Source organism: Mangrovibrevibacter kandeliae, assembly GCF_024519155.1.
Taxonomy (GTDB): Bacteria; Pseudomonadota; Alphaproteobacteria; order Rhizobiales; family Rhizobiaceae; genus Mangrovibrevibacter; species Mangrovibrevibacter kandeliae.
Map to the genome: position 1 here is coordinate 33909 of NZ_JANIFJ010000008.1, position 24162 is coordinate 58070.

At 69.2% G+C, this 24162-nt stretch carries 20 protein-coding genes and 1 other RNA gene; all 21 read left to right on the plus strand.

The genetic code is table 11. The annotated features are described in order from the left end of the window. Nucleotides 1–393 precede the first annotated feature (393 nt). Entirely contained in the window at nucleotides 394–1110 is a 717-nt protein-coding gene (locus tag NPA30_RS17375) for a J domain-containing protein (RefSeq protein WP_256804150.1), read from the plus strand. After that, nucleotides 1107–1904, plus strand: a complete 798-nt coding sequence (locus NPA30_RS17380) for an N-acetylmuramoyl-L-alanine amidase (RefSeq protein ID WP_256804048.1) — start codon at nucleotides 1107–1109, stop codon at nucleotides 1902–1904. Before NPA30_RS17375 ends, NPA30_RS17380 begins: the two co-directional genes overlap by 4 nt. A gap of 129 nt (nucleotides 1905–2033) precedes the next feature. Beyond that, an RNA gene (gene rnpB / locus NPA30_RS17385) (RNase P RNA component class A) lies at nucleotides 2034–2466 on the plus strand. Nucleotides 2467–3007: 541 nt separating this feature from the next. After that, nucleotides 3008–3469: a division/cell wall cluster transcriptional repressor MraZ gene (gene mraZ / locus NPA30_RS17390; RefSeq protein WP_256804049.1), complete on the plus strand. Its 462-nt coding sequence runs from the start codon at nucleotides 3008–3010 to the stop codon at nucleotides 3467–3469. Then, on the plus strand, nucleotides 3466–4494 hold the full coding sequence (rsmH, locus tag NPA30_RS17395) for a 16S rRNA (cytosine(1402)-N(4))-methyltransferase RsmH (RefSeq protein WP_256804050.1): 1029 nt from the start codon (nucleotides 3466–3468) through the stop codon (nucleotides 4492–4494). Before mraZ ends, rsmH begins: the two co-directional genes overlap by 4 nt. 3 nt (nucleotides 4495–4497) lie before the next feature. Further along, on the plus strand, nucleotides 4498–4854 hold the full coding sequence (gene ftsL, locus NPA30_RS17400) for a cell division protein FtsL (protein ID WP_256804051.1): 357 nt from the start codon (nucleotides 4498–4500) through the stop codon (nucleotides 4852–4854). Then, the gene (locus tag NPA30_RS17405) at nucleotides 4851–6593 is read left to right on the plus strand and encodes a peptidoglycan D,D-transpeptidase FtsI family protein (protein ID WP_372338852.1); all 1743 of its coding nucleotides are present in this window, start codon (nucleotides 4851–4853) and stop codon (nucleotides 6591–6593) included. Before ftsL ends, NPA30_RS17405 begins: the two co-directional genes overlap by 4 nt. A gap of 73 nt (nucleotides 6594–6666) precedes the next feature. Further along, the gene (locus tag NPA30_RS17410) at nucleotides 6667–8115 is read left to right on the plus strand and encodes a UDP-N-acetylmuramoyl-L-alanyl-D-glutamate--2,6-diaminopimelate ligase (RefSeq protein ID WP_256804052.1); all 1449 of its coding nucleotides are present in this window, start codon (nucleotides 6667–6669) and stop codon (nucleotides 8113–8115) included. After that, nucleotides 8112–9569, plus strand: coding sequence for a UDP-N-acetylmuramoylalanyl-D-glutamyl-2,6-diaminopimelate--D-alanyl-D-alanine ligase (locus NPA30_RS17415; RefSeq protein ID WP_256804053.1), 1458 nt, complete (start codon nucleotides 8112–8114; stop codon nucleotides 9567–9569). The genes NPA30_RS17410 and NPA30_RS17415 overlap by 4 nt, the downstream gene beginning before the upstream one ends. Before the next feature lie 44 nt (nucleotides 9570–9613). Further along, the gene (gene mraY, locus NPA30_RS17420; protein WP_256804152.1) at nucleotides 9614–10657 is read left to right on the plus strand and encodes a phospho-N-acetylmuramoyl-pentapeptide-transferase; all 1044 of its coding nucleotides are present in this window, start codon (nucleotides 9614–9616) and stop codon (nucleotides 10655–10657) included. 5 nt (nucleotides 10658–10662) lie between these two features. Further along, a complete protein-coding gene (gene murD / locus NPA30_RS17425) occupies nucleotides 10663–12057 on the plus strand; it encodes a UDP-N-acetylmuramoyl-L-alanine--D-glutamate ligase (RefSeq protein ID WP_256804054.1) in 1395 nt (464 codons plus the stop codon). A 3-nt stretch (nucleotides 12058–12060) separates the two neighbouring features. Continuing rightward, complete coding sequence (gene ftsW / locus NPA30_RS17430; protein ID WP_256804055.1) at nucleotides 12061–13215, plus strand: putative lipid II flippase FtsW; 1155 nt, start codon at nucleotides 12061–12063, stop codon at nucleotides 13213–13215. Between the two features lie 84 nt (nucleotides 13216–13299). Continuing rightward, nucleotides 13300–14397, plus strand: a complete 1098-nt coding sequence (gene murG, locus NPA30_RS17435) for an undecaprenyldiphospho-muramoylpentapeptide beta-N-acetylglucosaminyltransferase (RefSeq protein ID WP_256804056.1) — start codon at nucleotides 13300–13302, stop codon at nucleotides 14395–14397. Nucleotides 14398–14419: 22 nt separating this feature from the next. Then, nucleotides 14420–15832: a UDP-N-acetylmuramate--L-alanine ligase gene (gene murC, locus NPA30_RS17440; protein WP_256804057.1), complete on the plus strand. Its 1413-nt coding sequence runs from the start codon at nucleotides 14420–14422 to the stop codon at nucleotides 15830–15832. Further along, the gene (gene murB / locus NPA30_RS17445; protein WP_256804058.1) at nucleotides 15832–16797 is read left to right on the plus strand and encodes a UDP-N-acetylmuramate dehydrogenase; all 966 of its coding nucleotides are present in this window, start codon (nucleotides 15832–15834) and stop codon (nucleotides 16795–16797) included. Before murC ends, murB begins: the two co-directional genes overlap by 1 nt. 116 nt (nucleotides 16798–16913) lie before the next feature. Continuing rightward, nucleotides 16914–17837 (plus strand): D-alanine--D-alanine ligase, encoded by a 924-nt coding sequence (locus NPA30_RS17450; protein ID WP_256804059.1) that lies wholly within the window; start codon nucleotides 16914–16916, stop codon nucleotides 17835–17837. Next, nucleotides 17825–18736, plus strand: a complete 912-nt coding sequence (locus tag NPA30_RS17455) for a cell division protein FtsQ/DivIB (protein WP_256804060.1) — start codon at nucleotides 17825–17827, stop codon at nucleotides 18734–18736. The genes NPA30_RS17450 and NPA30_RS17455 overlap by 13 nt, the downstream gene beginning before the upstream one ends. After that, nucleotides 18733–20061: a cell division protein FtsA gene (gene ftsA, locus NPA30_RS17460; protein WP_256804061.1), complete on the plus strand. Its 1329-nt coding sequence runs from the start codon at nucleotides 18733–18735 to the stop codon at nucleotides 20059–20061. The genes NPA30_RS17455 and ftsA overlap by 4 nt, the downstream gene beginning before the upstream one ends. Before the next feature lie 128 nt (nucleotides 20062–20189). After that, the gene (gene ftsZ / locus NPA30_RS17465) at nucleotides 20190–21773 is read left to right on the plus strand and encodes a cell division protein FtsZ (protein ID WP_256804062.1); all 1584 of its coding nucleotides are present in this window, start codon (nucleotides 20190–20192) and stop codon (nucleotides 21771–21773) included. Nucleotides 21774–22060: 287 nt separating this feature from the next. Next, complete coding sequence (gene lpxC, locus NPA30_RS17470) at nucleotides 22061–23002, plus strand: UDP-3-O-acyl-N-acetylglucosamine deacetylase (protein ID WP_256804153.1); 942 nt, start codon at nucleotides 22061–22063, stop codon at nucleotides 23000–23002. 166 nt (nucleotides 23003–23168) lie between these two features. Then, nucleotides 23169–24020: an outer membrane protein assembly factor BamD gene (locus tag NPA30_RS17475; RefSeq protein WP_372338855.1), complete on the plus strand. Its 852-nt coding sequence runs from the start codon at nucleotides 23169–23171 to the stop codon at nucleotides 24018–24020. Nucleotides 24021–24162 lie beyond the last annotated feature (142 nt).

Here is a 24162-nt window from a genome sequence, read left to right on the forward strand (position 1 = left end):
GCTGCGGCATGTCGGCGATCTATGGCGCGTCGGGCCGCGTGCAATCCCGCCGACGCGGATGCGCCTCGGTCGCGGCGGCGCAGCAGACACGAAATGGCGGTGGCCAGGAACGCTGTGTTCACGATGCCGGGCGCGACGCAAATAATTTGCCCGAGCTCTTGAACGCCGTGTTAGAGCGCCTGCCTTGATCATGGCGCGTTGCGGGAGGACACTCCCTCGATGCGCATGGTGGTCGCACGGGTCGCAGCGGCCCGGGGGTCGTGCGCGGATGACCGCAGGACCGTCCTGTGATGCGCGACCGTTCAAAGAGGGGCATATCGAATGACCTGCTACTGCCTCGACCGCCCGGCCTGCGACCGCCCGCTCGCACGCCCCTCGATCCTACGGTGCTGGATGCGCAGCTTTCTCGGCCTCGGCCATCTTCTTCGCGCGTTGCCCGAGAAGGGCCGCGCGACACTTGACGGGCTGGTCGAGCAGATCAAGACCGTCTTTGCCGGCGACCGCGCGACCCGGCGCAGCGTCGCCTTCTCCGTGGCAATGATCGCGCTTTCGGCCAAGATGGCGAAGGCCGACGGGATCGTCCGGCCGGAAGAGGTGGCCGCGTTCCAGCAGATCTTCTCCGTGCCCGAGGCGGAGATGGCGAACGTCTTTCGCCTCTACAACCTCGCCAAGCAGGACACGGCCGGCTTCGAGGCCTACGCCGCCCGGCTCGCCGCCTTCTGCCGCGAGTCGGAGGAGGACTGCACGCTGTTGGCCGACGTGCTCGACGGCCTCTTCCACATCGCCAAGGCGGACGGCTGGGTGCACGAGCGCGAGCTCGCCTTCCTCGCCGACATCGCGGCGACCTTCGGCTTCTCGGAGGCCGAGTTCGAGCGGGTGAAGCTGCGCCACGTCGCCGGGCCGGCCGGCGCGCCCTACGCCGTCCTCGGCATCGATCCGCAGGCCTCGCTGGCCGAGGTGCGGGCGCGCTACATCGAGCTGGTGCGCGAGAACCATCCGGACCGGCTCGTCGCACGCGGCGTTCCGGACGAGTTCCAGGCGATCGCGACCGAGCGGATGAAGGCGATCAACACCGCCTACGAGGCGGTGACGAAAGCCCGCGCGGCTTGACACCGGAGGGAGGGCTTGCGGCGTTCGAGGCCGATACGCCGCTCGTCGCGAGGGTCAGGCTCTCGCCGAACCACAACGAGCGGCGGCTGCCCGATCCGCCCGACGTCCTGATCCTGCACTACACGGGCATGCCGACCGCTGCGGAGGCAGTGGACTGGCTCTGCGACCCCGCGAGCGAGGTGTCGAGCCACTACGTGGTCGAGGAGGACGGCACGATCCTCCAGCTCGTCGCCGAGACGCGCCGGGCTTGGCACGCCGGAGCCGGCAGCTGGCGCGGCCAGACCGACATCAACTCCCGCTCGATCGGCATCGAGATCGTCAATGCGGGTCATGCGGGCGGTCTTCCCCCGTTTGCGGACGCGCAGATCGAGGCGGTGATCGCCCTCTGCCAGGACATCCTCCGGCGCCGGCCTGAGATCCTCGCCGAGCGGGTGCTCGCCCATTCCGACACCGCGCCGGACCGCAAGACCGATCCCGGCGAGCGCTTCCCGTGGGACCGGCTGCACGCGGCAGGGATCGGGCACCTCGTCCCGCCGGCGCCGCTCTCCGGCAGTCGCTTCTTCGGCCTTGGCGATCAGGGCGAGCCGGTGGAGGCGCTGCAGTCGATGCTCGCCGCCTACGGCTATGGTGTCGAGGTCAGCGGCCGCTTCGACGCGGCGACGGAGTCCGCCACGCGCGCCTTCCAGCGGCATTTCCGGCCGGCGAAGGTGGATGGCGTCGCCGACATGTCGACGGTCACGACGTTGCATCGCCTGCTGAGCAGTCTGCCGCGCTCGCCCTTCGCGGACGCTTAGGGCCCCGCCTCCTGCGCCTCCAGGCGGCGGCATGGGCCGCTATGGGACAAGCGGCTGGCATGCCCGGGAACAGCTCACGTCCACCGCCCGCGCTTGACACCCGCCCCGGCCACCCGCATGTAGCGCGCGCCAGCCGGCCGGGCGGCCGCTCCCGTCAATGCCGAAAGGCGACGGGGGAGGAAAGTCCGGGCTCCATGGAGACACGGTGCCGGGTAACGCCCGGCGGGGGCGACCCCAGGGACAGTGCCACAGAGAACAGACCGCCCCGCCTGTAGTGCGGCTCCCGCCATGGGCAGCGCCACGGTCGAGCCGCACTATTGGCGGGGTAAGGGTGAAACGGTGGGGTAAGAGCCCACCGCGCGACTGGCAACAGGAGCGGCAGGGCAAACCCCACCGGGAGCAAGACCGAATAGGGACGACGCGGCGGTTCGCCGCCAGCCGGTCTCCGGGCCGGTCGTCCGGGTAGGTTGCTCGAGGCGCCGCGCAAGCGGCGTCCCAGATGAATGGCCGCCGCACGGTGAAAGCCGTCGCACAGAACCCGGCTTACAGGCCGGCTGGCACCTCGACCTCAGCCAAGGCTCCGCGACGCGCCGTGGCGCGGAGCGGCATCCGGCGGCCGGATCCGCAGGTCCGATAAATAATCCTGGGACGCCGAACGAGCGCATGGGACGTGCTCCCCGGCACACGTCCAAACCCTCCATTCGCCAATCACTTGCGCGCTCCGGGTCGACGGTTTTCAACGGTAAAACGGAGCACTCTCCACCGGCCGGGAAGCGCAGTGAGCGAAACGATCTTGCGCAGGGATTCTTCTTCTTTAACCGGGTCTTAAGGTTGATAATTCATAACCGGGCAGAAGCCATGACAGCCGGCTAGTGGCGGCTGTTCCCATTGACGCCCAAAGTGCCCCATGTTATCCCTTTGGTCATCATCAGACGGCCTCGACAGGTCGCAATCACGAGCAAGCAGACGGGCTTCCGGCGCGGCTGGGGCAGCATCGACACGCGATGACGCGTGGCGTGAGCGTGGTCGTGCGTCCCGTCGATCCGTCTGCCGGACGGGGGTCCTCATGCTGGCGGCGCGGGATGGAGCGTGTGTAAGGGTCGATGGATCGCTTCCTCTCCAGCGCGGTGAACAACGTCGACGCGAAGGGGCGGGTGTCGATACCTGCCGCATTCCGTCAGGTGCTCGCGGCGAAGGGGTTTCGCGAGCTGTATGCCCTGCAGGCGATCAACGAGCCGGCGATCGACGTCGGGGGCATCGACCTTCTGGAGCGCTACGAGAAGCGGCTCGAGGCGGAGGATCCGTTCTCTCAGACCTATTCGGACATGTCCCTCTTCACCTATGGCGACGGCGCCTTTCTGAAGACCGACGGGGAGGGACGGATTTCTGTGAACGACTTCATCCGCACCCACACGGGGATCGCGGATCGGGTAGCGTTCGTGGGCCGGAATCATTTTTTCCAGCTTTGGGAGCCTGCGAAGTTCGAGGCCCACAGAGCCGAGGTGCGCGCGCGCTTGAGCGGGCGGCCTTCGGCTCGGGGCGGGTCGGAGAGTGCACCGGAATGATGGCGGATCACGGCGGGATCAAACCCTCCGGTGGCGGACCGGTCCGCCACATTCCGGTGCTCCTCGATGCCGTCCTGCGGGCGCTGGCGCCTGCGCCGGGTGCGGTCGTTCTCGACGGCACGCTTGGCGCGGGCGGCTATTCTGCCGCGATCCTGTCGGCGGGCGCCGCGGTCGTCGCGGTCGACCGGGATCCGACCGCCATCGCCGGTGCGCGGCCGCTGCAGGAGCGCTTCGCGGAGCGCCTGCGGCTGGTCGAGGGATGCTTCGGCGAGCTCGCCGAGATCGCGGCCGAGCACGCACCGGCGGGGCTCGACGGCGTCGTGCTCGACATCGGCGTCTCCTCCATGCAGATCGACACGGCCGAGCGCGGCTTCTCCTTCCAGAAGGACGGGCCGCTCGACATGCGCATGGGTGCCACGGGTCCGAGTGCGGCCGACGTCGTCAACCGCCTGAAGGCCGGCGACCTCGCGCGCGTTCTCTCCTTCCTTGGCGAGGAGCGCCAGGCCGGCCGGATCGCCCGTGCCATCGAGGCCCGCCGAGCCGAGCGCCCGTTCGAGCGCACCCTGGATCTCGCGCAGCTCGTCGGCAAGGTGGTGGGGCGCGCGCCCAAGGACCGCATCGACCCGGCGACGCGCACCTTCCAGGCGCTCCGAGCCTATGTGAACGACGAGCTCGGCGAGCTGGTGCGCGGCCTTGCCGGCGCCGAGCGCGCCCTGAAGCCGGGCGGCCGCCTGGTCGTCGTCACCTTCCATTCGCTGGAGGACCGGCTGGTGAAGCGCTTCTTCCGCGACCGCGCCGAGGCCGCGTCCGGCTCGCGCCATCTGCCGGCTGTCACGTCCGCCGAGCCGACCTTCACGGCGCCGGGCAAGGCGGTCGCGGCCACGGAGGCGGAGATCGCCGCCAACCCGCGCTCCCGTTCCGCCAAGCTGCGCTCCGGCATCCGCACGGGCGTGCCGGCGCGGGCCGACGCTTTCGATTTCGCCGACCTGCCCAACCTCGCCGACCTGCCGCAGACGGGAGCCTGACCGATGCTGAAGACCATCGATATCGTCCTGATCGCGGTGATGGTGTCCGCCGCCGCCTGGACCTACAAGATCAAGCACGAGGCCGAGCTGATCGAGGATCAGGTCGCGGCCGTCCAGCACAAGATCGACCTCGAGCACGAGACGATCGCGCTGCTGCAGGCCGACTGGAGCCTCCTCAACCAGCCGAACCGGCTGCAGCGGCTTGCCGAGGCCTTCCAGGATCAGCTGCACCTGATGCCGATCCAGCCCGACCAGATCGTCGAGCCGGACGAACTGCCGGCCGAGCCGGTCCATCTCGTGCCCAACCCCAACACCAATCTCGGCGGCTATGCCGCCACCACCGGGAGCGTCGTAAGGTGATCAAGCTGGCGAAGTTCATCTCGCGCGACGACACCGCGACGCCGGCCGATGCCGAGCCGTCCGCTCCTCCGGTCCGCCTGCGCGGCCGCAAGGCTGCGGCCGGGCCGCGAAACAACGGCCGCTTCGTCATCGCCATCGGCCTGTTCTTCGCCGTCTACGGCGTGATCGGCGGCCGGCTCGCGATGTGGGGCATGGTCCCCGACGATGCGCCGGGCTACCGCAACGGCCACGACCCGATCATGGCCGCCCGTCCCGACCTCGTCGACCGCAACGGCGAGGTGCTCGCCACCGACATCAAGACCGCCTCGCTCTACGCCGAGCCGCGCCGCATCGTCGACGCCGACGAGGCGACCGAGCTGCTCCTCACCGTGCTGCCGGAGCTCGACGCCAAGTCGCTGCACACCAAGCTCGCCAGCGGCGCCGGCTTTGCCTGGCTCAAGCGCGAGTTGACGCCCAAGCAGCAGCAGGAGATCCTGTCGCTCGGCATCCCCGGCATCGGTTTCCGCACCGAGAAGCGCCGCTTCTATCCGGGCGGCCCCACCGCGTCCCACATCGTCGGCGTCGTCAACGTCGACAACCAGGGCATCGCGGGCATGGAGAAGTATGTCGACGACCACGGCTTCGCCGCGCTGCAGAGCGCCGGCCTTGCCGTCGGCACGGACCTCGAGCCGGTCAAGCTGTCGATCGACCTGCGCGTCCAGCACATCGTGCGCGACGAGCTCGCTGCCGCCATGCAGCGCTATCGCCCGGAGGCCGTCGGCGGCGTCATCCTCGACGTCCACACCGGCGAGGTGCTGGCGATGTCCTCGCTGCCCGATTTCGATCCGAACGATCCCGCGTCTGCTCTCAAGAAGGAGAACATGAACCGGATGTCGGCCGGCACCTACGAGATGGGGTCGACCTTCAAGACGTTCACCACGGCGATGGGCCTCGATTCCGGGAAGGTGAAGATCACCGACAGCTTCGACGCGTCCCGCCCGATCCGCATGGGCGGCTTCACCGTCAGCGACTTCCACGGCAAGCACCGGGTGCTCTCCGTGCCGGAGGTCTTCATCTACTCGTCCAACATCGGCTCGGCGAAGGAAGCCGAGGCGGTCGGCATCGCCTATCACCAGGCGTTCCTGACCAAGCTCGGCCTGCTCACCCGGATGCACACCGAACTGCCGGAGGTCGCCACGCCGAGCCAGCCGGCCGTCTGGAAGCCGCTGAACCAGGTGACCATCGCCTTCGGTCATGGCGTCGCGACGACGCCGCTGCAGACGGCGGTCGCCGCGGCGGCGCTGATGAACGGTGGCGAGCTGATCCCGCCGACCTTCCTGCCGCGCACCCGCGAGGAGGCCGACAAGCTCGCCGAGCAGGTCGTCTCCAAGAAGACGTCGGACGAAATGCGCTACCTCTTCCGCCTCAATGTCGCCGACTCCCGCGGCTCGGGCGGCTTTGCCGACGTCCCCGGCTACAAGGTCGGCGGCAAGACCGGCACGGCGAACAAGGTGATCAACGGGCGCTACTCGCACACCAAGAGCTTCAACGCCTTCCTGGCGTCTTTCCCGATCGACAACCCGCAATACGTCGTGCTCGTCGTCGTCGACGATCCGCAGCCCGAGGTCGGCAAGCACTTCAACACCGCCGGCTGGAATGCGGCTCCCACGGTCGGCAAGATCATCCGGCGCGCCGCGCCGCTCCTCAAGGTCAAGCCGGACTTCGGCGACAGCGGAAAGTCCTTGCTCGTCTCCTATTAGGGTTTAGAACGGCACCGGCCCGGCGCCCGTTCGATCAGCGGACGTCCTCTGGATCCAAAGCGGAACGATTTTCATGAAGCTGGACCGTCTCGCCGAAGGCATTGCTGACGGTGCCGAAGGATCGCATCCGGAGATCGCCGGCCTGACGGCCGACTCGCGCAAGGTCGGACCCGGGTTCCTGTTCGCGGCGCTGTCCGGCACGAAGGCGGACGGCACCGGCTTCGTCGCAGACGCGCTGGCCCGCGGCGCCGCGGCCATCCTCGTCGCGCGCGATGCCGACGTCGATGCGCCCCTGCCGGTGCTGCGCGCCGACAACCCGCGCAAGGCGCTCGCGCTGATGGCCGCGCGCTTCTACGGCAAGCAGCCGGAGACGGTGGTGGCGGTCACCGGCACCAGCGGCAAGACCTCGATCGCGGCCTTCACTCGGCAGATCTGGACCGCCGCCGGCCTGCCGGCCGCCTCGATCGGCACCACCGGCGTCGTGTCGCCGACGCGCGACGACTACGGCACGCTGACGACGCCCGACCCGGTGGAACTCGCCGCCCTGATGCGCGACCTCGCCGAGGAGGGCGTCACGCACGCCGCGATGGAGGCGTCGAGCCACGGCCTCGACCAGCGACGCCTCGATGGCGTGCGGCTCGCCGCCGGCGCCTTCAGCAATCTCGGCCGCGACCACATGGACTACCATCCGACCGCGGGGGAGTACTTCGCCGCCAAGATGCGCCTGTTCGACACGCTGCTGCCGAAGGGCGCGCCGGCGGTCATCTTCGCCGACGACCCATGGTCCGAAGGCGCGATCGACGTTGCGACGAATGCCGGTCTTTCGGTGATGACGGTCGGCCGCCGCGGGTCGGGCCTGATCCTGAAGCGGCTCGAGCACGAGCGCACCCGCCAGATCGCCGAGATCGAGGCCGCTGGTCGGATCCACCGCGTCGTGCTGCCGCTCGCCGGCGAGTTCCAGATGTACAACGCGCTGGTGGCCGCCGGGCTCGCGATCGCGACCGGCACGCCGGTCGAAACCGCGCTCGGCGCGCTCGAAGAGATCAAGGGTGCGAGCGGGCGCCTCGATCTCGCGGGGACGACGCCGTCCGGCGCGCCCGTCTATGTCGATTACGCGCACAAGCCGGAGGCGCTCGAAAACGTCCTGACGTCCGTGCGTCCCTTCACCACCGGCCGGGTGATCGTCGTCTTCGGCTGCGGCGGCGACCGCGACCGCGGCAAGCGCCCGATCATGGGCGAGATCGCCGGCCGCCTCGCCGACATCGCGATCCTCACCGACGACAACCCGCGCACCGAGGACCCCGCCGCCATCCGGGCCGAGGTGAAGGAGGGCGCGGCCAACCTCGTCGAGATCGGCGACCGGCGCGAGGCGATCCGCCACGCGGTGGCGGCGGCGGCGGGCGGCGACACCGTCATCGTCGCCGGCAAGGGCCACGAGAACGGCCAGCTGATCGGCACGATCAACCACCCCTTCAGCGACCACGCCGAGGTGCGGCGCGCGATCGAGGAAACCGTCCGATGACCGCCTGGCTCTGGGAAACCGACGCTCTGGTCGCGGCGCTCGGCGGGCGGCCGATCGGCAGCCTGCCGGCGGGCATCACCGGCATTTCGATCGACAGCCGCAGCCTGTCGGAGGGGGAGGCCTTCTTCGCCATCAAGGGCGACCGCTTCGACGGCCACAACTTCCTGACCGCAGCCAGTGCCGCGGGCGCGGGCCTGATGGTGGTGGCCGAGCGCAAGCTGCCGGCCCTCGGCCGCGTGCAGGCGCCGATGATCGTCGTCGAGGACGTGCTGCAGGCGCTCGTCCGGCTCGGCGACGCCTCGCGCGCCCGCTCCAAGGCGCAGATCGTGGCCGTCACCGGCAGCGTCGGCAAGACCACGACGAAGGAGGCTCTGCGCCATGCGCTCGCGGCCTCGGGACCGGTGCACGCCTCCGCGGCGTCGTTCAACAATCACTGGGGCGTGCCGCTGAGCCTCGCCCGCATGCCGGCCGAGACGCGCTACGGCGTCTTCGAGATCGGCATGAACCATCCGGACGAGATCCGCCCGCTGGTCAAGCGCGTGCGCCCGCACGTCGCCATCGTCACCCTGATCGCACCGGCCCATCTCGGACACTTCGCCAGCCTCGACGCGATCGCAGTCGCCAAGGCCGAGATCTTCGAGGGCGTCGTGCCGGGCGGCACGGCACTCCTCAATGCCGACGATCCGCAGTTGCCGCGCCTGACCGCACTGGCGCAGGCCGCGGGCGTGACCAACGTGCGCACCTTCGGCGAGAGCCAGGGCGCCGACGTGCGGCTGACGGCATTTCTTCCGGACGCCGAGGGCTCGGAGGCCATCGTCGAGGTCGGCGGACGTGTCCTCGAGCTGCGCCTCGCCGCCGCCGGCCGGCACATCGCGCAGAACGTCCTCGCCGTCCTCGGCGCCGCCGATCTCGTCGGCGCCGATGTCGAGGCCGGCGCCGCGGCGCTGTCGACCTGGCGCGCCGGCAAGGGACGCGGGGCACGCCTGCGCCTGGCAGCGCCGGATGGCGAGATCGTGCTGATCGACGAGAGCTACAATGCCAATCCGGCCTCCATGCGCGCGGCGATCGCCCTGCTCGCCGCGACCGAGCCGGGCGAGGGCGGGCGGCGCATCGCCGTCCTCGGCGACATGCTGGAGCTCGGCGATCGCTCGGCCGCGCTGCATGCCGAACTCGCCGGGGCGCTGCGGGAGGCGGGCATCGACCGGGTCCATCTGGCGGGCGAGGAGATGAAGGCGCTGGACACCGCCCTCGCGGGAGAACTCGGCTGCACCTGGCACGCCAGCACAGACGAGCTTGGCGCAAGCCTCGCGTCGCATATGCGAGGCGGGGACGCCGTCATGATCAAGGCCTCGAACAGTATCGGCTTTGCCAGGGTCGTCGAGCGGCTGGCGGAGAGCTTCGCGCCGGCGACGGCCGCGACCGACGCTGCGTCCTCCATGCGTCAAGGAGTCTGACCGTCGTGCTCGCCTATCTCGGACAGTTCGCCGGCGAAGTTCAGATGTTCAACGTCTTCCGGTACATCACCTTCCGGACCGGCGGGGCGATGATCACCTCGTTCATCACCGTCTTCCTGTTCGGGCCCGCGGTCATCGCGAGCCTGCGGGTGCGCCAGGGCAAGGGTCAGCCGATCCGCGCCGACGGGCCCCAGACCCACTTCAAGAAGGCCGGCACGCCGACCATGGGCGGCCTGATGATCCTGACCGGTCTGCTGGTCTCCACCCTGATCTGGGCCGATCTCCTCAATCTCTACGTGTGGGCCGTCGTCCTGGTCACGGTCGGGTTCGGCGCGATCGGCTTCTACGACGACTACCTCAAGGTCACCAAGCAGAGCCACAAGGGCTTCTCGGGCCGGGCCCGTCTCGGCCTCGAGTTTCTGATCGCGGGCGTTGCCAGTGCGCTGATCGTCTGGGCCGGCACCGGCAGCTTCGCCTCGTCGCTGGCCTTTCCCTTCGTCAAGGAGCTCTTGATCGATCTCGGCTGGTTCTACGTCGTCTTCGCCGCCTTCGTGGTGGTGGCCTCGGCCAATGCGGTGAACCTCACCGACGGCCTCGACGGCCTCGCCATCGTGCCGATCATGATCGCCTCGGCGGCACTCGGGCTGATCGCGTATCTGGCGGGCAACGTGAACTTCGCCAACTACCTGCAGATCCACTACGTCATCGGCACCGGGGAACTCGCGGTGTTGTGCGGCGCGGTGATCGGTGCCGGCCTCGGCTTTCTCTGGTTCAATGCACCGCCTGCCGCGATCTTCATGGGCGACACCGGCTCGCTGGCGCTCGGCGGTCTGACCGGCACCATCGCCGTCGCCACCAAGCACGAGATCGTCCTCGCCATCATCGGCGGGCTGTTCGTGATCGAGGCGATGTCGGTGATCATCCAGGTCGCCTCGTTCAAGCTGACCGGCAAGCGCGTCTTCCTGATGGCGCCGATCCACCATCACTTCGAGAAGCTCGGCTGGACCGAGAGCCAGGTCGTGGTGCGCTTCTGGATCATCGCGCTGATGCTCGCCTTCGTCGGCCTCACCACGCTGAAGCTGAGGTAGGCTGGATGATCCCCGTCTCCGCCTTTGCCGGGAAGACCGTCGCCCTCTTCGGACTGGGTGGCTCGGGGCGGGCGACCGCCGAGGCGCTGATCGCCGGCGGGGCAGTGCTGACCGCCTTCGACGACAATCCGTCCACGGTCGAGGCGGCGGCGCGGGCGGCGATCCCGACCGGCGACCTGCATCGGCTGGACTGGACGCGGGTCGACGCGCTGGTGCTGGCGCCGGGCGTGCCGCTGACCCATCCGAAGCCGCACTGGAGCGTCGACCTCGCCAGGGCCGCGGGCGTGGAGATCATCGGTGACATCGAGCTCTTCGCCCGCGAGCGGGCTTCGCGCGCGCCGGCGGCGCCGTTCGTCGCCATCACCGGCACCAACGGCAAGTCGACGACGACCGCACTCATCGCCCATTGCCTGACGCATGCCGGCCGCGACACCCAGCTCGGCGGCAATATCGGCGTCGCGATCCTGACGCTCGAGCCGCCGCGGGCCGACCGCTTCTACGTGGTCGAGTGCTCCTCCTACCAGATCGACCTCGCGCCGGGACTGCGTCCGTCCGTCGGTCTGCTCCTCAACCTGTCGCCGGACCACCTCGATCGGCACGGCACGATGGAGAACTACGCGGCGATCAAGGCGCGTCTCGTCGGCCAGTCTGACACGGCCGTCGTCGGCGTCGACGACCCGCACTGCCGGGCGATCGCCGACACGCTGGAGGCGGAGGGTCGTGCGCTGGTGCGGATCTCCAAGGAGACGCCGCTCGCCGACGGGGTCTGGTATGACGGCTCGGCGGTGATCCGCAGCGCCGGCGGCGAAACGCGTGCCCGCTACGCCCTGCAGGGCATCGGTTCGCTGCGCGGTCGCCACAATGGCCAGAACGCTGCTGCGGCCGTTGCCGCGCTGTCCGCCTGCGGCCTGTCCGACGCCGAAATCGCCATGGGGCTCAGAACCTTCCCGGGGCTCGCGCACCGGATGGAAGAGGTGGCTCGACTCGGCTCCGTGCTTTTCGTCAACGACTCCAAGGCCACCAACGCCGACGCTGCCGCGCCCGCGCTGGCAGCGTTCGACCGCATCCACTGGATTGCCGGCGGGCTGCCCAAGGCGGGCGGCATCGAGCCGCTGGCGCCGCTCTTTGCGCATGTCGCCAAGGCCTACCTGATCGGCGAGGCGGCGCCGCTCTTCGCCGCGACGCTCGGCGACCGCGTGCCCTACGAGATCGCCGGCACGCTCGACGTGGCGGTGTCCCGCGCGGCGCGGGACGCTGCCGCGAGCGGGGCGCCCGAGGTCGTGCTCCTGTCGCCGGCCTGCGCGAGTTTCGACCAGTTCCGCAATTTCGAAGTGCGTGGCGCCGCATTCCGCGAGGCCGTCGAGCGTATCCCCGAAATCCAACTTCTCCGGAAGGGCTGAGCCATGACGAGCCGTGTGAAGAACTCGAGGCTGACCGACTGGTGGTGGAGCGTCGACCGCTGGTTCCTGGCGGCCTTCCTGACGCTGATGATCGGCGGCCTCGTCCTCTCCTTCGCGGCGAGCCCGTCGGTCGCCGAGAAGATCGGGCTCGAGCCCTTCCACTTCGTCAAGCGCCACGCGCTGTTCCTGCTGCCCTCGATCGCGGTGATGATCGCGACCTCGATGCTGACGCCGCGCGGCATCCGGCGCACCGCGCTGATCATGCTCGGCGTCTCGCTCGTGCTGATGGTGCTGGCGCTGTTCTTCGGCACCGAGGTGAAGGGCGCGCGACGCTGGGTCGACATCGGGCCGCTCTCGATCCAGCCGTCGGAGTTCATGAAGCCCTCCTTCATCGTGATCTGCGCGTGGCTTTTCGCCGAGAAGGCGCGCCGGAGCGACATTCCGGGCAATCTCTTCGCGCTGATCCTCCTGTTCATCGTCGCGGCGCTCCTGGTGGCGCAGCCCGATCTCGGCCAGACCATCCTGACCACCGCCACCTGGGGCGGCCTGTTCTTCATGGCCGGCATGCCCTGGCTCTGGATCGCGTTTCTCGGCGGCTGCGCCGCGGCGGGCCTCGTCGGGGCCTATACGGTCTTCCCGCACGTCGCGAGCCGCATCGACCGCTTCTGGACCGGCGAGGGCGACACCTTCCAGACCGACACGGCGCGCGAGGCGATCATGCGCGGCGGCTGGCTCGGCCAGGGGCCGGGCGAGGGCACCGTCAAGCGCCTCCTGCCGGACAGCCACACCGACTTCGCCTTCTCGGTGATTGCCGAGGAGTACGGCATTGTCGCCTGCATGCTGCTCGCCTCGATCTTCTGCTTCATCGTGGTGCGCGGCCTTTCGATCGCGCTCGGCCAGCGCGACCCCTTCGCGCGGCTGGCGATTTCGGGCCTCGTCTTCCTGTTCGGCCTGCAGTCGATCATCAACATGGCGGTGAACCTCCAGCTGATGCCGGCCAAGGGGATGACGCTGCCCTTCATCTCCTATGGCGGCTCCTCGATGATGGCGGTTGCCGTCGCCGCCGGCTTCATCCTGGCGCTGACCCGCAAGCGGCCGGAGAACCGCTCCCAGACCGACCACCTGATCTATCGCACCGCTGCGCTGCACGGTGTATGACCGGATCGGCCGGCGTCCTGCCCGCAACGGGCGGCGCCGCGCCCGAAGCTGACGCGGCTCGGTCGGCCGCCGTCCGGAGAGTCTATGCCCGACACCATTCTTCTGTCCGCCGGCGGCACCGGCGGCCATCTGTTCCCGGCCGAGGCGCTGGCCCATGAGCTCAAGGGGCGCGGGTTTGTCGTCCACCTCGTGACGGACGCGCGCGCCGAGCGCTTCGCCGGCAGCTTTCCGGCCGAGGCGGTCCATACCGTTCCTTCGGCCACCTTCGGCTCGAAGAATCCGGTGAGGCTCGCGTCGACGGCCTGGACGCTCCTGTCCGGCTACAGGGCCGCGCGCCGGCTGGTGAAGCGCATCCGACCCGCGGTCGTCGTCGGCTTCGGCGGCTACCCGACGCTGCCGCCGCTGATGGCGGCGACGAGCCTCGGCGTGCCGTCGCTGGTGCACGAGCAGAATGCCGTCATGGGCCGCGCCAACCGGACGCTCGCCGGCCGCGTGCAGGCGATCGCCGGCGGCTTCCTGCGCAAGGCCGGGCCGCACGCGGCCAAGATCGTCGAGGTCGGCAACCCGGTGCGGCCCACCGTTCTCGCCGCGGCCGATACCCCCTACACGCCGCCGCAGGCCGACGCGCCGATCCGTCTGCTCGTCTTCGGCGGCAGCCAGGGTGCGCGCTTCTTCTCCGACATGATCCCTGAGGTGATCGCTCGGCTTCCCGTGCCGCTGCGCGCGCGCCTGTCGATCACGCAGCAGGCCCGGCCGGAGGATCAGGCCCGCGTCAAGGCGCGCTACGACGCGCTCAACGTGGCGGCCGAGGTCGAGCCCTTCTTCCGCGACCTGCCGGACCGCATGGCGGCGGCTCACCTCGTCCTGTCGCGCTCCGGCGCCTCCACCGTCCTGGAGCTGTCGGTGATCGGCCGCCCGTCGATCCTCGTGCCGCTGCCCCACGCGCTCGACGACGACCAGGGCCACAACGCCCAACTTCTCGTCGATGCCGGCGCGGCTCTGATGCGGCGCCAGCCGACGATCGAGGCCGAAGCGTTCGCCGGCGAGCTCGGCGCGCTTCTGGAGGCACCCGAGCGGCTCGCCGGGATGGCGGCGGCGGCGCGGACCCTCGGGCGCACCAACGCGACCGAGTTGCTTGCCGATCTCGTTGCGTCTATGCGGTCCGGCCATGCAAAATCCTGACGCTCCCCAGCGAATCAGCGGCATGAAGATGCCGCCCAACATCGGCGCGGTGCACTTCATCGGCATCGGCGGCATCGGCATGAGCGGCATTGCCGAAGTGCTGCACAATCTTGGCTACACCGTTCAGGGCTCGGACCAGAACGAGAGCGCCAACGTACAGCGCCTGCGCGAGAAGGGAATCGCGATCGCCATCGGCCACCGGGCCGAAAATCTCGGCGCGGCCGAGGTTGTCGTCGTCTCCACCGCGATCCGCCGCTCCAATCCGGAGCTCGCCGCCGCGCGCGAGCGCCTTCTCCCGATCGTGCGCCGGGCCGAGATGCTGGCCGAGCTGATGCGCTTCCGCCAGGCGGTCGCCATCGGCGGCACCCACGGCAAGACCACGACGACATCGATGGTCGCGGCGCTGCTCGATGCCGGCGGCCTCGATCCGACGGTGATCAACGGCGGCATCATCAACGCCTACGGGACCAACGCCCGGATGGGCGAGGGCAACTGGATGGTGGTGGAGGCCGACGAATCGGACGGCACCTTCCTGAAGCTGCCGGCGGATGTCGCGATCGTCACCAACATCGATCCCGAGCACCTCGACCACTACGGCAGCTTCGACAAGGTCAAGGAGGCCTTCAAGACCTTCGTCGAGAACGTTCCGTTCTATGGCTTCGCCGTGATGTGCCTCGACCATCCCGTCGTGCAGACGGTCGTCGCCGAGATCGAGGATCGCCGGGTCATCACCTATGGCGAGAACCTGCAGGCCGACGCCCGCTTCTGCAACGTGCGCCCGGACGGACCGAAGTCGACCTTCGACGTCGTGCTGCGCGACCGCGTCACCGGTGCCTCTGTCGAGATCACCGACCTGACGCTGCCGATGCCCGGTCGTCACAACGTCTCCAACGCGACGGCCGCCATCGCCGTCGCGCACCGCCTCGGCATCTCGCCGGACGACATCCGCAAGGGCCTTGGATCCTTCGGCGGGGTGAAGCGACGCTTCACCTTCACCGGCAGCGCCAACGGCGTTGATGTGTATGACGATTACGGCCATCACCCGGTCGAAATCCGCGCGGTCCTGACGGCGGCGCGCGCCTCGGCCAGGGGGCGGGTCGTCGCCGTCGTCCAGCCGCACCGCTACACCCGCCTGCAGAGCCTGTTCTCCGAGTTCGCGGCGTGCTTCAACGACGCCGATACGGTGATCCTCGCCCCGGTCTATGCCGCCGGCGAAGACCCGATCGAGTTCGTCAACTCCGAGATGCTGGTCGAGCGCCTCAAGCTCGGCGGCCATCGCGACGCGCGGCTGATCGACGGGCCGGAGGAACTGGCGCCGCTGATCCATGGCATCGCGGAGCCAGGCGACATGGTGATCTGCCTCGGCGCCGGGTCCATCACCCAGTGGGCCTACGCCCTGCCGAAGGACCTCGCGGCGCTCGACGGAACCGCCTGATGGACGGTGCCCGGCTGCTGGCGAGCCTCGGCGATCGGCTCGCTTCGATCCGCGGCCGGCTGACGCCGGATGCGGGCATGGAGAAGATCACCTGGTTCCGCGCCGGCGGACCCGCCGAGCTGCTCTTCCAGCCGGCCGACGAGGAGGATCTCGCCGCCTTCCTGCGAGCGCTGCCGGAGGAGATTCCGCTCCTCGTCGTCGGCATCGGCTCGAATCTCCTCGTGCGCGACGGCGGCATTGCCGGCGTCGTCGTTCGGCTGTCGGCCAAAGGCTTTGGCGAGGTCGAGCCGGCGGGCGAGACGCGGCTGCGCGCCGGTGCGGCCACACCGGACAAGCGCGTCGCGGCGGCCGCGCTCGACGCGGGCCTCTCCGGCTTCCACTTCTACCACGGCATTCCCGGCTCGATCGGCGGCGCGCTGCGCATGAACGCCGGCGCCAACGGCGTCGAGACCCGCGAGCGCGTGGTCGAGGTGCGGGCGCTCGACCGTCGCGGCGAGCTGCATGTCCTGTCGAATGCCGACATGGGCTACAGCTACCGCCACTCGGAGGCGTCGGAGGACCTGATCTTCACCTCCGTTCTTCTCGAGGGCGAGCCGGGCGAGCGCGAGGCGATCCGTGCTGCCATGGACGCCGTGCAGCACCACCGCGAGACGGTGCAGCCGGTGCGCGAGAAGACCGGCGGCTCGACCTTCAAGAACCCCGAGGGCACCTCGGCCTGGAAGGAGATCGACAGGGCCGGTTGCCGGGGCCTGAGGGTCGGCGGCGCGCAGATGTCGGAGCTGCACTGCAACTTCATGCTCAACGTCGACGGCGCGAGCGGCCACGACCTGGAACTGCTCGGCGAGACGGTCCGCGCCCGTGTCCTCGACACCTCGGGGATCGCGCTCGACTGGGAGATCAAGCGGCTCGGCCGCTTCGCCGACGATCGCACGATCACGCCGTTCCTCGACCGGCGGGGCGGCTAAGCCCGCGCCAGCCCTTACGATTTTATTTCAGATCGCCATAAGGTTTAACCATCGTTTAACCATCAGCACGGCATGAATTGATCCAAGCCTCTGCGGGGATTTGGGATCAGCGGTCGATGGCCAAGCATGTAGCGGTACTGATGGGCGGCTTCTCGTCCGAGCGGCCGGTGAGCCTCGCCTCGGGCGCGGCCTGCGCCGACGCGCTCGAGGGCGAGGGCTACGCCGTCACCCGCGTCGACGTCGACAGGGACATCGCAAGCGTCCTGAAGGACCTCGGTCCGGACGTCGTCTTCAACGCCCTGCACGGACGGTTCGGCGAGGACGGCACGATCCAGGGCGTGCTCGAATTCCTCGAGATCCCCTACACCCATTCGGGCGTCGCGGCCTCGGCGCTGGCGCTCGACAAGGGGCGCGCGAAGATCATCGCGAAGTCGGTGGGAATCGCCGTCGCCGAAGCCAAGATCATGCCGCGTCTGGACGCCGCGCCCAAGCACGTCATGCCGCCGCCTTACGTCGTCAAGCCGATCGGCGAGGGGTCGAGCTTCGGAGTCCTCATCGTGCGCGAGGACCAGTCGACGCCGCCGCAGCAGCTGTTCTCCACCGAGTGGAGCTTCGGCGACACGGTGATGGTGGAGCGCTTCGTGCATGGGCGCGATCTCACCTGCGCCGTCATGGGCGACGTCGCGCTCGGCGTCTGCGACATCATCTCGGAAGGCCATGCCTTCTACGACTACGACGCCAAGTACGCGCCGGGCGGCTCGCGCCACGTGGTGCCGGCGGACCTGCCCAAGGACATCTATCGTCAGGTGCAGGAATGGGCGCTGAAGGCCCATCGTGCCGTCGGCTGCCGGGGCATCTCGCGCTCGGATTTCCGCTACGACGACCGCTTCGGCAAGAAGGGCGAGCTGATCTGGCTGGAGATCAACACCCAGCCCGGGATGACGCCGACCTCGCTCGTGCCCGACATCGCGGCCGACGCCGGTCATTCCTTCGGCGACCTCGTGCGCTGGATGGTGGAGGACGCATCATGCCGTCGATGAAACCCGGCGCGCCCGTGCAGGTGAAGGACGGCGCGCTGCGCCGGCTCGCGTTGCGCGCTTCGATCATGGGGCGCCGCCTCGCGATCTTCTCGGAGGATCTCGGCGCCGTCCGTGCGCCGGGCTTCGGTGCCGTCGCTGCCGTGTTCCTGGGCGTCACGGGCCTCTACGGGATGGCGCTCGGCGGTCATACGATGACGGTCGTCGACGGCGTCGGCCAGCCGCTCGGCTTTGCCATCGACAGCATCGACGTGAAGGGCAATCACGAGACCTCGGAGATCGACATCCTCCAGACGCTCTGGGGAACCGGTGCTCAGAGCCTCCTGTCGCTGGATCCGAGTGCCGCGCGCCAGGCGCTGGAGGCGATGCCCTGGATCGAGAAGGCGTCGGTGGCGAAGGTCTATCCGGACCGGGTCGCCATCGACCTCGCCGAGCGCAAGCCCTTCGCGCTGTGGCAGAACGGCCAGGAGCTGTTCATCGTTGACCGCGACGGGCGTCCGATCGTGCCGTTCGGCGCCGACCGCTTCTCCAACCTGCCGCTGGTGGTGGGGACGGGCGCCGAGACGCATGCGGCCGAATTCCTCGACCAGCTCGAGGTGCTTCCCGAGCTTCGCGCAAGGGTGCGGGCCTATATCCGCGTCGGTGGTCGGCGCTGGGATTTGCGGCTCGACAACGGCGTGACCGTTCGTCTGCCTGAAGAGCAGCCCGTCGAGGCCGCGGCCGAGGTGGCGCGCATGGACCGGGAGGAGGGCCTCCTGTCGCGCGACATCGCCGCTGTCGACATGCGGATCGAGGACCGGATGGTCATCAAGCTCACACCGGATGCGGTGGTGCGGCGCAATGCGGCGCTGAAGGCCCGGCAGAAGTTGATCGCCCGCAGCGAGAAGGACAAGCCGGTATGAGCCTTCTGTCCCGCCGGTCCGGCAAGCTGCCCCGGATGCGCAAGCTGTCGCTGCGCCGGTCGCGCATCATCTCCGTCCTCGACGTCGGCAGCTCCAAGATCACCTGCCTGATCGCGCGGCTGCGCCCGTGCGACGAGACCGAGACGCTGCCGAACCGCACGCATCGCATCGACGTCATTGGGGTCGGGCATCAGCGGTCACGCGGCATCAAGTCGGGCGTCGTCGTCGACCTCGAGGCGGCCGAGCAGTCGATCCGCTTCTGCGTCGATGCCGCCGAGCGCATGGCCGGCGTCACCATCGAGTCGCTCATCGTCTCGGTCACCGCCGGGCGCCTGAAGAGCTTGCGCGGCCGGGCCGAAACGCAGCTGGCGGGTCCGCAGGTCTCCTCCGAGGATCTCAAGCGCGTGCTCGGCATGTCGGCGCGCGCGCCGATCGAGGACGGCCGGCTCGTGCTCCACTCGATCCCGTTCGACCTGTCGCTCGACGGCGAGACGGGCCTCGAAAACCCGGAAGGCATGGTCGGGCGCGCGCTCGGTGCGGATCTCCATCTCCTCACTGCCGAGGAAACGCCGCTGCGCAACCTCGAAGCCGCGGTGAACCGCTCGCGCCTCGTGGTCGAGGCCTTCGTCGCGACGCCCTTCGCCAGCGGCCTTTCCTGTCTCGTCGACGACGAAGCGGCGATGGGCTCGGCCTGCATCGACATGGGATCGGGCTCGACCACCATCGCGATCTTCCAAAACGGCCGCTTCGTCTACGCCGATTCGGTCGCGCTCGGCGGCAACCACATCACCATGGATCTCGCGCGCGGTCTTTCGATCCGGCCGGAGCACGCCGAGCGGCTCAAGGTGATGCACGGCACCACCATGAGCGAGCTGATGGACGACGCCGAGACGATCCAGGTGGAACCGCTCGGCGACGACGGGGGCGAGGTGCCGATCACGGTCGCCCGCTCGCTGATCTCGCGCATCATCAAGCCGCGCGTCGAGGAGACGCTGGAGCTGATCCGCGACCGGCTGGTCGCCTCGGGCCTCGGCCACGTCATCGGCAAGCGGGTGGTGCTGACGGGCGGCGCGAGCCAGCTCGCCGGCCTGCCCGAGACGGCGCGCGCGATCATGCAGCGCAACGTGCGGCTCGGCCGTCCGGTCGGCGTGTCCGGCCTCTCGGCCGCGAACAAGAGCCCGGCCTTCGCCACCTCGGTCGGACTGCTGATCTACCCCCAGGTGGCGACGAGCGAGCATTTCGCCGAGACGGCGGGCGCTGGCTTCGGCTTCGACGAGACCTCGCAGCTCGGTCGCTTCGGCGCCTGGTTGCGGCACAGCTTTTAGGAATCTGACGAGGTCGGCTTCGGGCCAGCGTCGTCTGAAACAGTCACCGCCAAGGTCGGCGGACACGGCAACAGGACATGGCCGAGGCGGCGAGCCGGCCGGACGATTGTGCGAGAGGAACGGGAAACATGAGCATCACCCTGCAGAAGCCGGACATCACGGAGCTGAAGCCGCGGATCACCGTGTTCGGTGTCGGCGGCGGTGGCTGCAACGCGGTCAACAACATGATCAATGCGGGCCTGGAAGGCGTCGAGTTCGTCATCGCGAACACCGATGCTCAGGCGCTGCGCTCCTCGCGCGCCGAGCGGGTGATCCAGATGGGCGTCGCCGTCACCGAGGGACTGGGCGCCGGCTCGCAGCCCGAGGTGGGCCGTGCCGCCGCCGAGGAGTCGCTCGACGAGATCTGCGATCACCTGATGGGCTCGCACATGTGCTTCGTGACCGCCGGCATGGGCGGCGGCACCGGCACGGGCGCCGCGCCGGTCGTTGCCCGCGCCGCGCGCGAGAAGGGCATCCTCACCGTCGGCGTCGTGACCAAGCCGTTCCACTTCGAGGGCCAGCGCCGGCTGCGCATCGCCGAGCAGGGCATCGAGGATCTGCAGAAGAACGTCGACACGCTGATCGTCATTCCGAACCAGAACCTCTTCCGCATCGCCAACGACAAGACCACCTTCGCCGACGCCTTCGGCATGGCCGACCAGGTGCTCTACTCGGGTGTCGCCTGCATCACCGACCTGATGGTCAAGGAAGGCCTGATCAACCTCGACTTCGCCGACGTCCGCTCGGTGATGCGCGAGATGGGCAAGGCGATGATGGGCACCGGCGAGGCGTCGGGCGAGGGCCGTGCGATGGCCGCCGCCGAGGCCGCGATCGCCAACCCGCTGCTCGACGAAACCTCGATGAAAGGCGCCAAGGGCCTCCTGATCTCGATCACCGGCGGCCGTGACCTCACCCTGTTCGAGGTGGACGAGGCGGCGACCCGGATCCGCGAGGAGGTCGATTCCGACGCCAACATCATCCTCGGCGCGACCTTCGACGAGTCGCTCGAGGGCGTGATCCGCGTCTCGGTGGTCGCCACCGGCATCGACAAGGTGATGACCGAGGTGGTCGAGCGCCCGGTGGAGATCCGCACCGTCGCCGCGCCGCGGCAGACCGCGCCGTCCGCTCCGGTTGCCGCTGCGCCGGCACCGGTCGCGGTCCCGGCGGTCGCTGCTGCCGCGCAGTCCGCGCCGCTGTCCCAGGACTTCCAGACCTACGAGGAGACCGCTGCGGCCGACGAGGCTCCGGCAGTCGAGGACGACTTCACCGTCGCGCTCGAGGCCGAGATCGCCCACGCCACGCACCAGCCGCAGATGGCCGCGCCGCACGCCGCTCCGGTGCGCATGCCGCGTGTCGAGGACTTCCCGCCGATGGTCCAGGCCGAGATGCAGGCCAAGGCCGAGGTCGCGGCCGGCGAGGAGAAGGGCCCGATGGGCCTCCTGCGCCGCCTGACCACCGGGCTGTCGCGCCGCGAGGAAGAGGAAGCGCAGGCCGAGGCCGCCCGGGCGCCCAAGGCCGGCGAGCTTCGCCGGCCGGCGACGCCGGACACCAGCGCCTACGCGCCGCGCCGCTCGGCCGCCGACTCGGCTGCCCGCCCGGCGCCGCAGGCCCGGCCGATCTCGGATGACGAGCAGCTGGAGATCCCGGCGTTCCTGCGCCGCCAGTCCAACTGACCGATCCGCGTTGCACATCTGTCACATCGGCCTGCCGCTCCCAAGAGCGGCAGGCCTTCTCGTAAGTAGCTGAAAAATAACGCATTCTTCTCGGGCCGCCTGGCGGAGCGGTAACAAGGGGTAATCAAGCGTGATTTGGCTGCAACGCGCCTGCGAACTAGGTTGCACAGACGTTCAAGAGTGCTGCGGATCGTCTTTCGGGGGAAAGGCAAGCAAGCGGCAGGGGCTTCTTCGTCGCGGCAGGCATTGATGGCCGCGGCGGGGACGAAAGGACAGTGCGAGTGTTGATGACCTTCCAGCAGACGATCGGCGCTCAGATCGACATCACCGGCGTCGGCGTCCATAGCGGTCAGTCGGTTCGCCTGTCGCTTCTGCCGGCCGAGACCGACACCGGCGTCGTCTTCCATCTGTCGGACAAGAGCGGCCTCCTGCACGAGATCAAGGCGCTGTCGTCGAACGTCGTTCCGACGGACCTGTCGACGGTCTTGGGCGATCCCGCCGGCCCGCACGTCGCCACCGTCGAGCATCTGATGGCGGCCCTGTACGCCATGGGGATCGACAACGTCGTGGTGCGGATCGACGGCCGCGAGACGCCGATCATGGACGGCTGCTCGGCCGCGTTCGTGGATGCCATCGCCGAGGCCGGCGTCGTGGCGCAGAGCGCGAAGCGCCGCTACATCCGCGTGCTGAAGCCGGTGCGTGTCGAGCTGAATGGCGCCTTCGCCGAGTACGTTCCGGCGGGCACGACGCGCTTCGAGGTCGAGATCGACTTTCCCAGCTCCGCGATCGGCCGCCAGCGCTTTGCCGGCGACCTCACCGAAGGCCTCTTCCGCAACGAGATCGCTTCGGCCCGCACGTTCGGCTTCATGAAGGATGTCGAGCGGCTCTGGGCGTCGGGTCACGCGCTCGGCTCCTCGCTCGCCAATTCGGTGGTGATCGGCGACGATGACGGCATCATCAACTCCGACGGCCTGCGCTTCACGGACGAGTTCGTCCGCCACAAGACCCTGGATGCGGTCGGTGATCAGGCACTCGCCGGGGCGCGGGTGATCGGCTGCTATCGCTCCTACCGCGGCGGCCACAAGCTGAACGCGATCGCGCTGCAGACGCTGCTTGCCGACCGGCGGGCCTTCGAGTTCGTGGAGCTGCCGGCGCGCAACCGGGCTTCGTCCCGTCATGCGCCTGTCGTGGCCGCTGCCGCGCCGGCCTTCGGGCCGCAAACCATCTAGGACGCAACACCCGGAACAGAAGCGTTTCCCCAGGGGCGGCTGCCACAAAAAAGGCGCGTCCTCGGCGTTGAAGCGTTGTCGGCCCTCTCGGCTTGGCCTAGAGAGGGGCGGGGGTTGAACAAAGCGGGACTTCATGAGCATGCGCCATTCGCCGTTTGCGCGGGTAATGCCGTCGCGTGCCGCGGCTCGGCTGGCCGTCGGCGTCGCCGTCGCGGCTTCGATCGCCGGGCTGTCGGGCTGCATGTCGGACGACAAGGACGTCGACGTGCTGGCGCTCGCGGCCCAGACCGAACCGGCGGACTCGCTCTACAACCAGGGCCTCGCCAATCTCGAAGGCGGCCGGCTCACCGAAGCCTCCAAGAAGTTCGAGGCGGTCGACCGTCAGCATCCCTATTCCGAGTGGGCCCGCAAGGCCTTGGTGATGAGCGCCTTCACCAACTACCGGCGCGGCGAGTACGAGGAGGCGGTCACCGCCTCCAAGCGCTACCTCTCGCTCTATCCCGGCAGCGAGGATGCGGCCTACGCCCAGTACATCATCGGCCTCAGCTACTATCGCCAGATCCCGGACGTGACGCGCGACCAGAAGGCCTCGTCGCGGGCCGCTGCGGCGATGCAGGAGGTGGTCGACCGGTACCCCGACTCGCCCTACGCCGAGGATGCGAAGTCGAAGATCCGCATCGCCGACGACCAGCTCGCCGGCAAGGAGATGCAGATCGGGCGCTACTACCTCGAGCGGCGCGAATACGTCGCGGCCATCAACCGATTCAAGAACGTCATCGACACCTACCCGCAGACGCGCCAGGTGGAAGAGGCGCTCGCACGCCTGACTGAGGCCTACTACGCGATGGGACTGACTCAGGAAGCGCAGGCCGCTGCCTCCGTGCTGGGCCAGAACTTCCCCGACTCGCAGTGGTACAAGGACTCCTACGCGCTGCTCGAGTCGAAGGGCCTGAAGCCGCAGGCGGGCAGCAGCACGTCCTGGTTCGGCCAGATCGCGAGCAAGATCACCGGCGCCTGATCGCGGTCCGGTCCGAACCCTTCCGACGCGCGGCTCCGCAGGCCTGGAGGCCGCGCCCGATCGCGGGGAGGGGCCTCGTCATTCGGCGGTGCCGCTTGCCGTCTCCGCTTCGCTTTGCACTTAACGCCGGACCGTTCGAAGG

Coding starts and splice junctions, on each gene's coding strand:
- rsmH (WP_256804050.1), top strand. CDS start 3,466: ATGATGGCGGATCACGGCGGGATCAAACCCTCCGGTGGCGGACCGGTC.
- murC (WP_256804057.1), top strand. CDS start 14,420: ATGAAGATGCCGCCCAACATCGGCGCGGTGCACTTCATCGGCATCGGC.
- NPA30_RS17375 (WP_256804150.1), top strand. CDS start 394: ATGCGCAGCTTTCTCGGCCTCGGCCATCTTCTTCGCGCGTTGCCCGAG.
- NPA30_RS17455 (WP_256804060.1), top strand. CDS start 17,825: ATGCCGTCGATGAAACCCGGCGCGCCCGTGCAGGTGAAGGACGGCGCG.
- ftsA (WP_256804061.1), top strand. CDS start 18,733: ATGAGCCTTCTGTCCCGCCGGTCCGGCAAGCTGCCCCGGATGCGCAAG.
- lpxC (WP_256804153.1), top strand. CDS start 22,061: ATGACCTTCCAGCAGACGATCGGCGCTCAGATCGACATCACCGGCGTC.
- murG (WP_256804056.1), top strand. CDS start 13,300: ATGCCCGACACCATTCTTCTGTCCGCCGGCGGCACCGGCGGCCATCTG.
- NPA30_RS17415 (WP_256804053.1), top strand. CDS start 8,112: ATGACCGCCTGGCTCTGGGAAACCGACGCTCTGGTCGCGGCGCTCGGC.
- NPA30_RS17410 (WP_256804052.1), top strand. CDS start 6,667: ATGAAGCTGGACCGTCTCGCCGAAGGCATTGCTGACGGTGCCGAAGGA.
- murD (WP_256804054.1), top strand. CDS start 10,663: ATGATCCCCGTCTCCGCCTTTGCCGGGAAGACCGTCGCCCTCTTCGGA.
- NPA30_RS17475 (WP_372338855.1), top strand. CDS start 23,169: ATGCCGTCGCGTGCCGCGGCTCGGCTGGCCGTCGGCGTCGCCGTCGCG.
- mraZ (WP_256804049.1), top strand. CDS start 3,008: ATGGATCGCTTCCTCTCCAGCGCGGTGAACAACGTCGACGCGAAGGGG.
- ftsZ (WP_256804062.1), top strand. CDS start 20,190: ATGAGCATCACCCTGCAGAAGCCGGACATCACGGAGCTGAAGCCGCGG.
- mraY (WP_256804152.1), top strand. CDS start 9,614: ATGTTCAACGTCTTCCGGTACATCACCTTCCGGACCGGCGGGGCGATG.
- ftsW (WP_256804055.1), top strand. CDS start 12,061: ATGACGAGCCGTGTGAAGAACTCGAGGCTGACCGACTGGTGGTGGAGC.
- murB (WP_256804058.1), top strand. CDS start 15,832: ATGGACGGTGCCCGGCTGCTGGCGAGCCTCGGCGATCGGCTCGCTTCG.
- ftsL (WP_256804051.1), top strand. CDS start 4,498: ATGCTGAAGACCATCGATATCGTCCTGATCGCGGTGATGGTGTCCGCC.
- NPA30_RS17450 (WP_256804059.1), top strand. CDS start 16,914: ATGGCCAAGCATGTAGCGGTACTGATGGGCGGCTTCTCGTCCGAGCGG.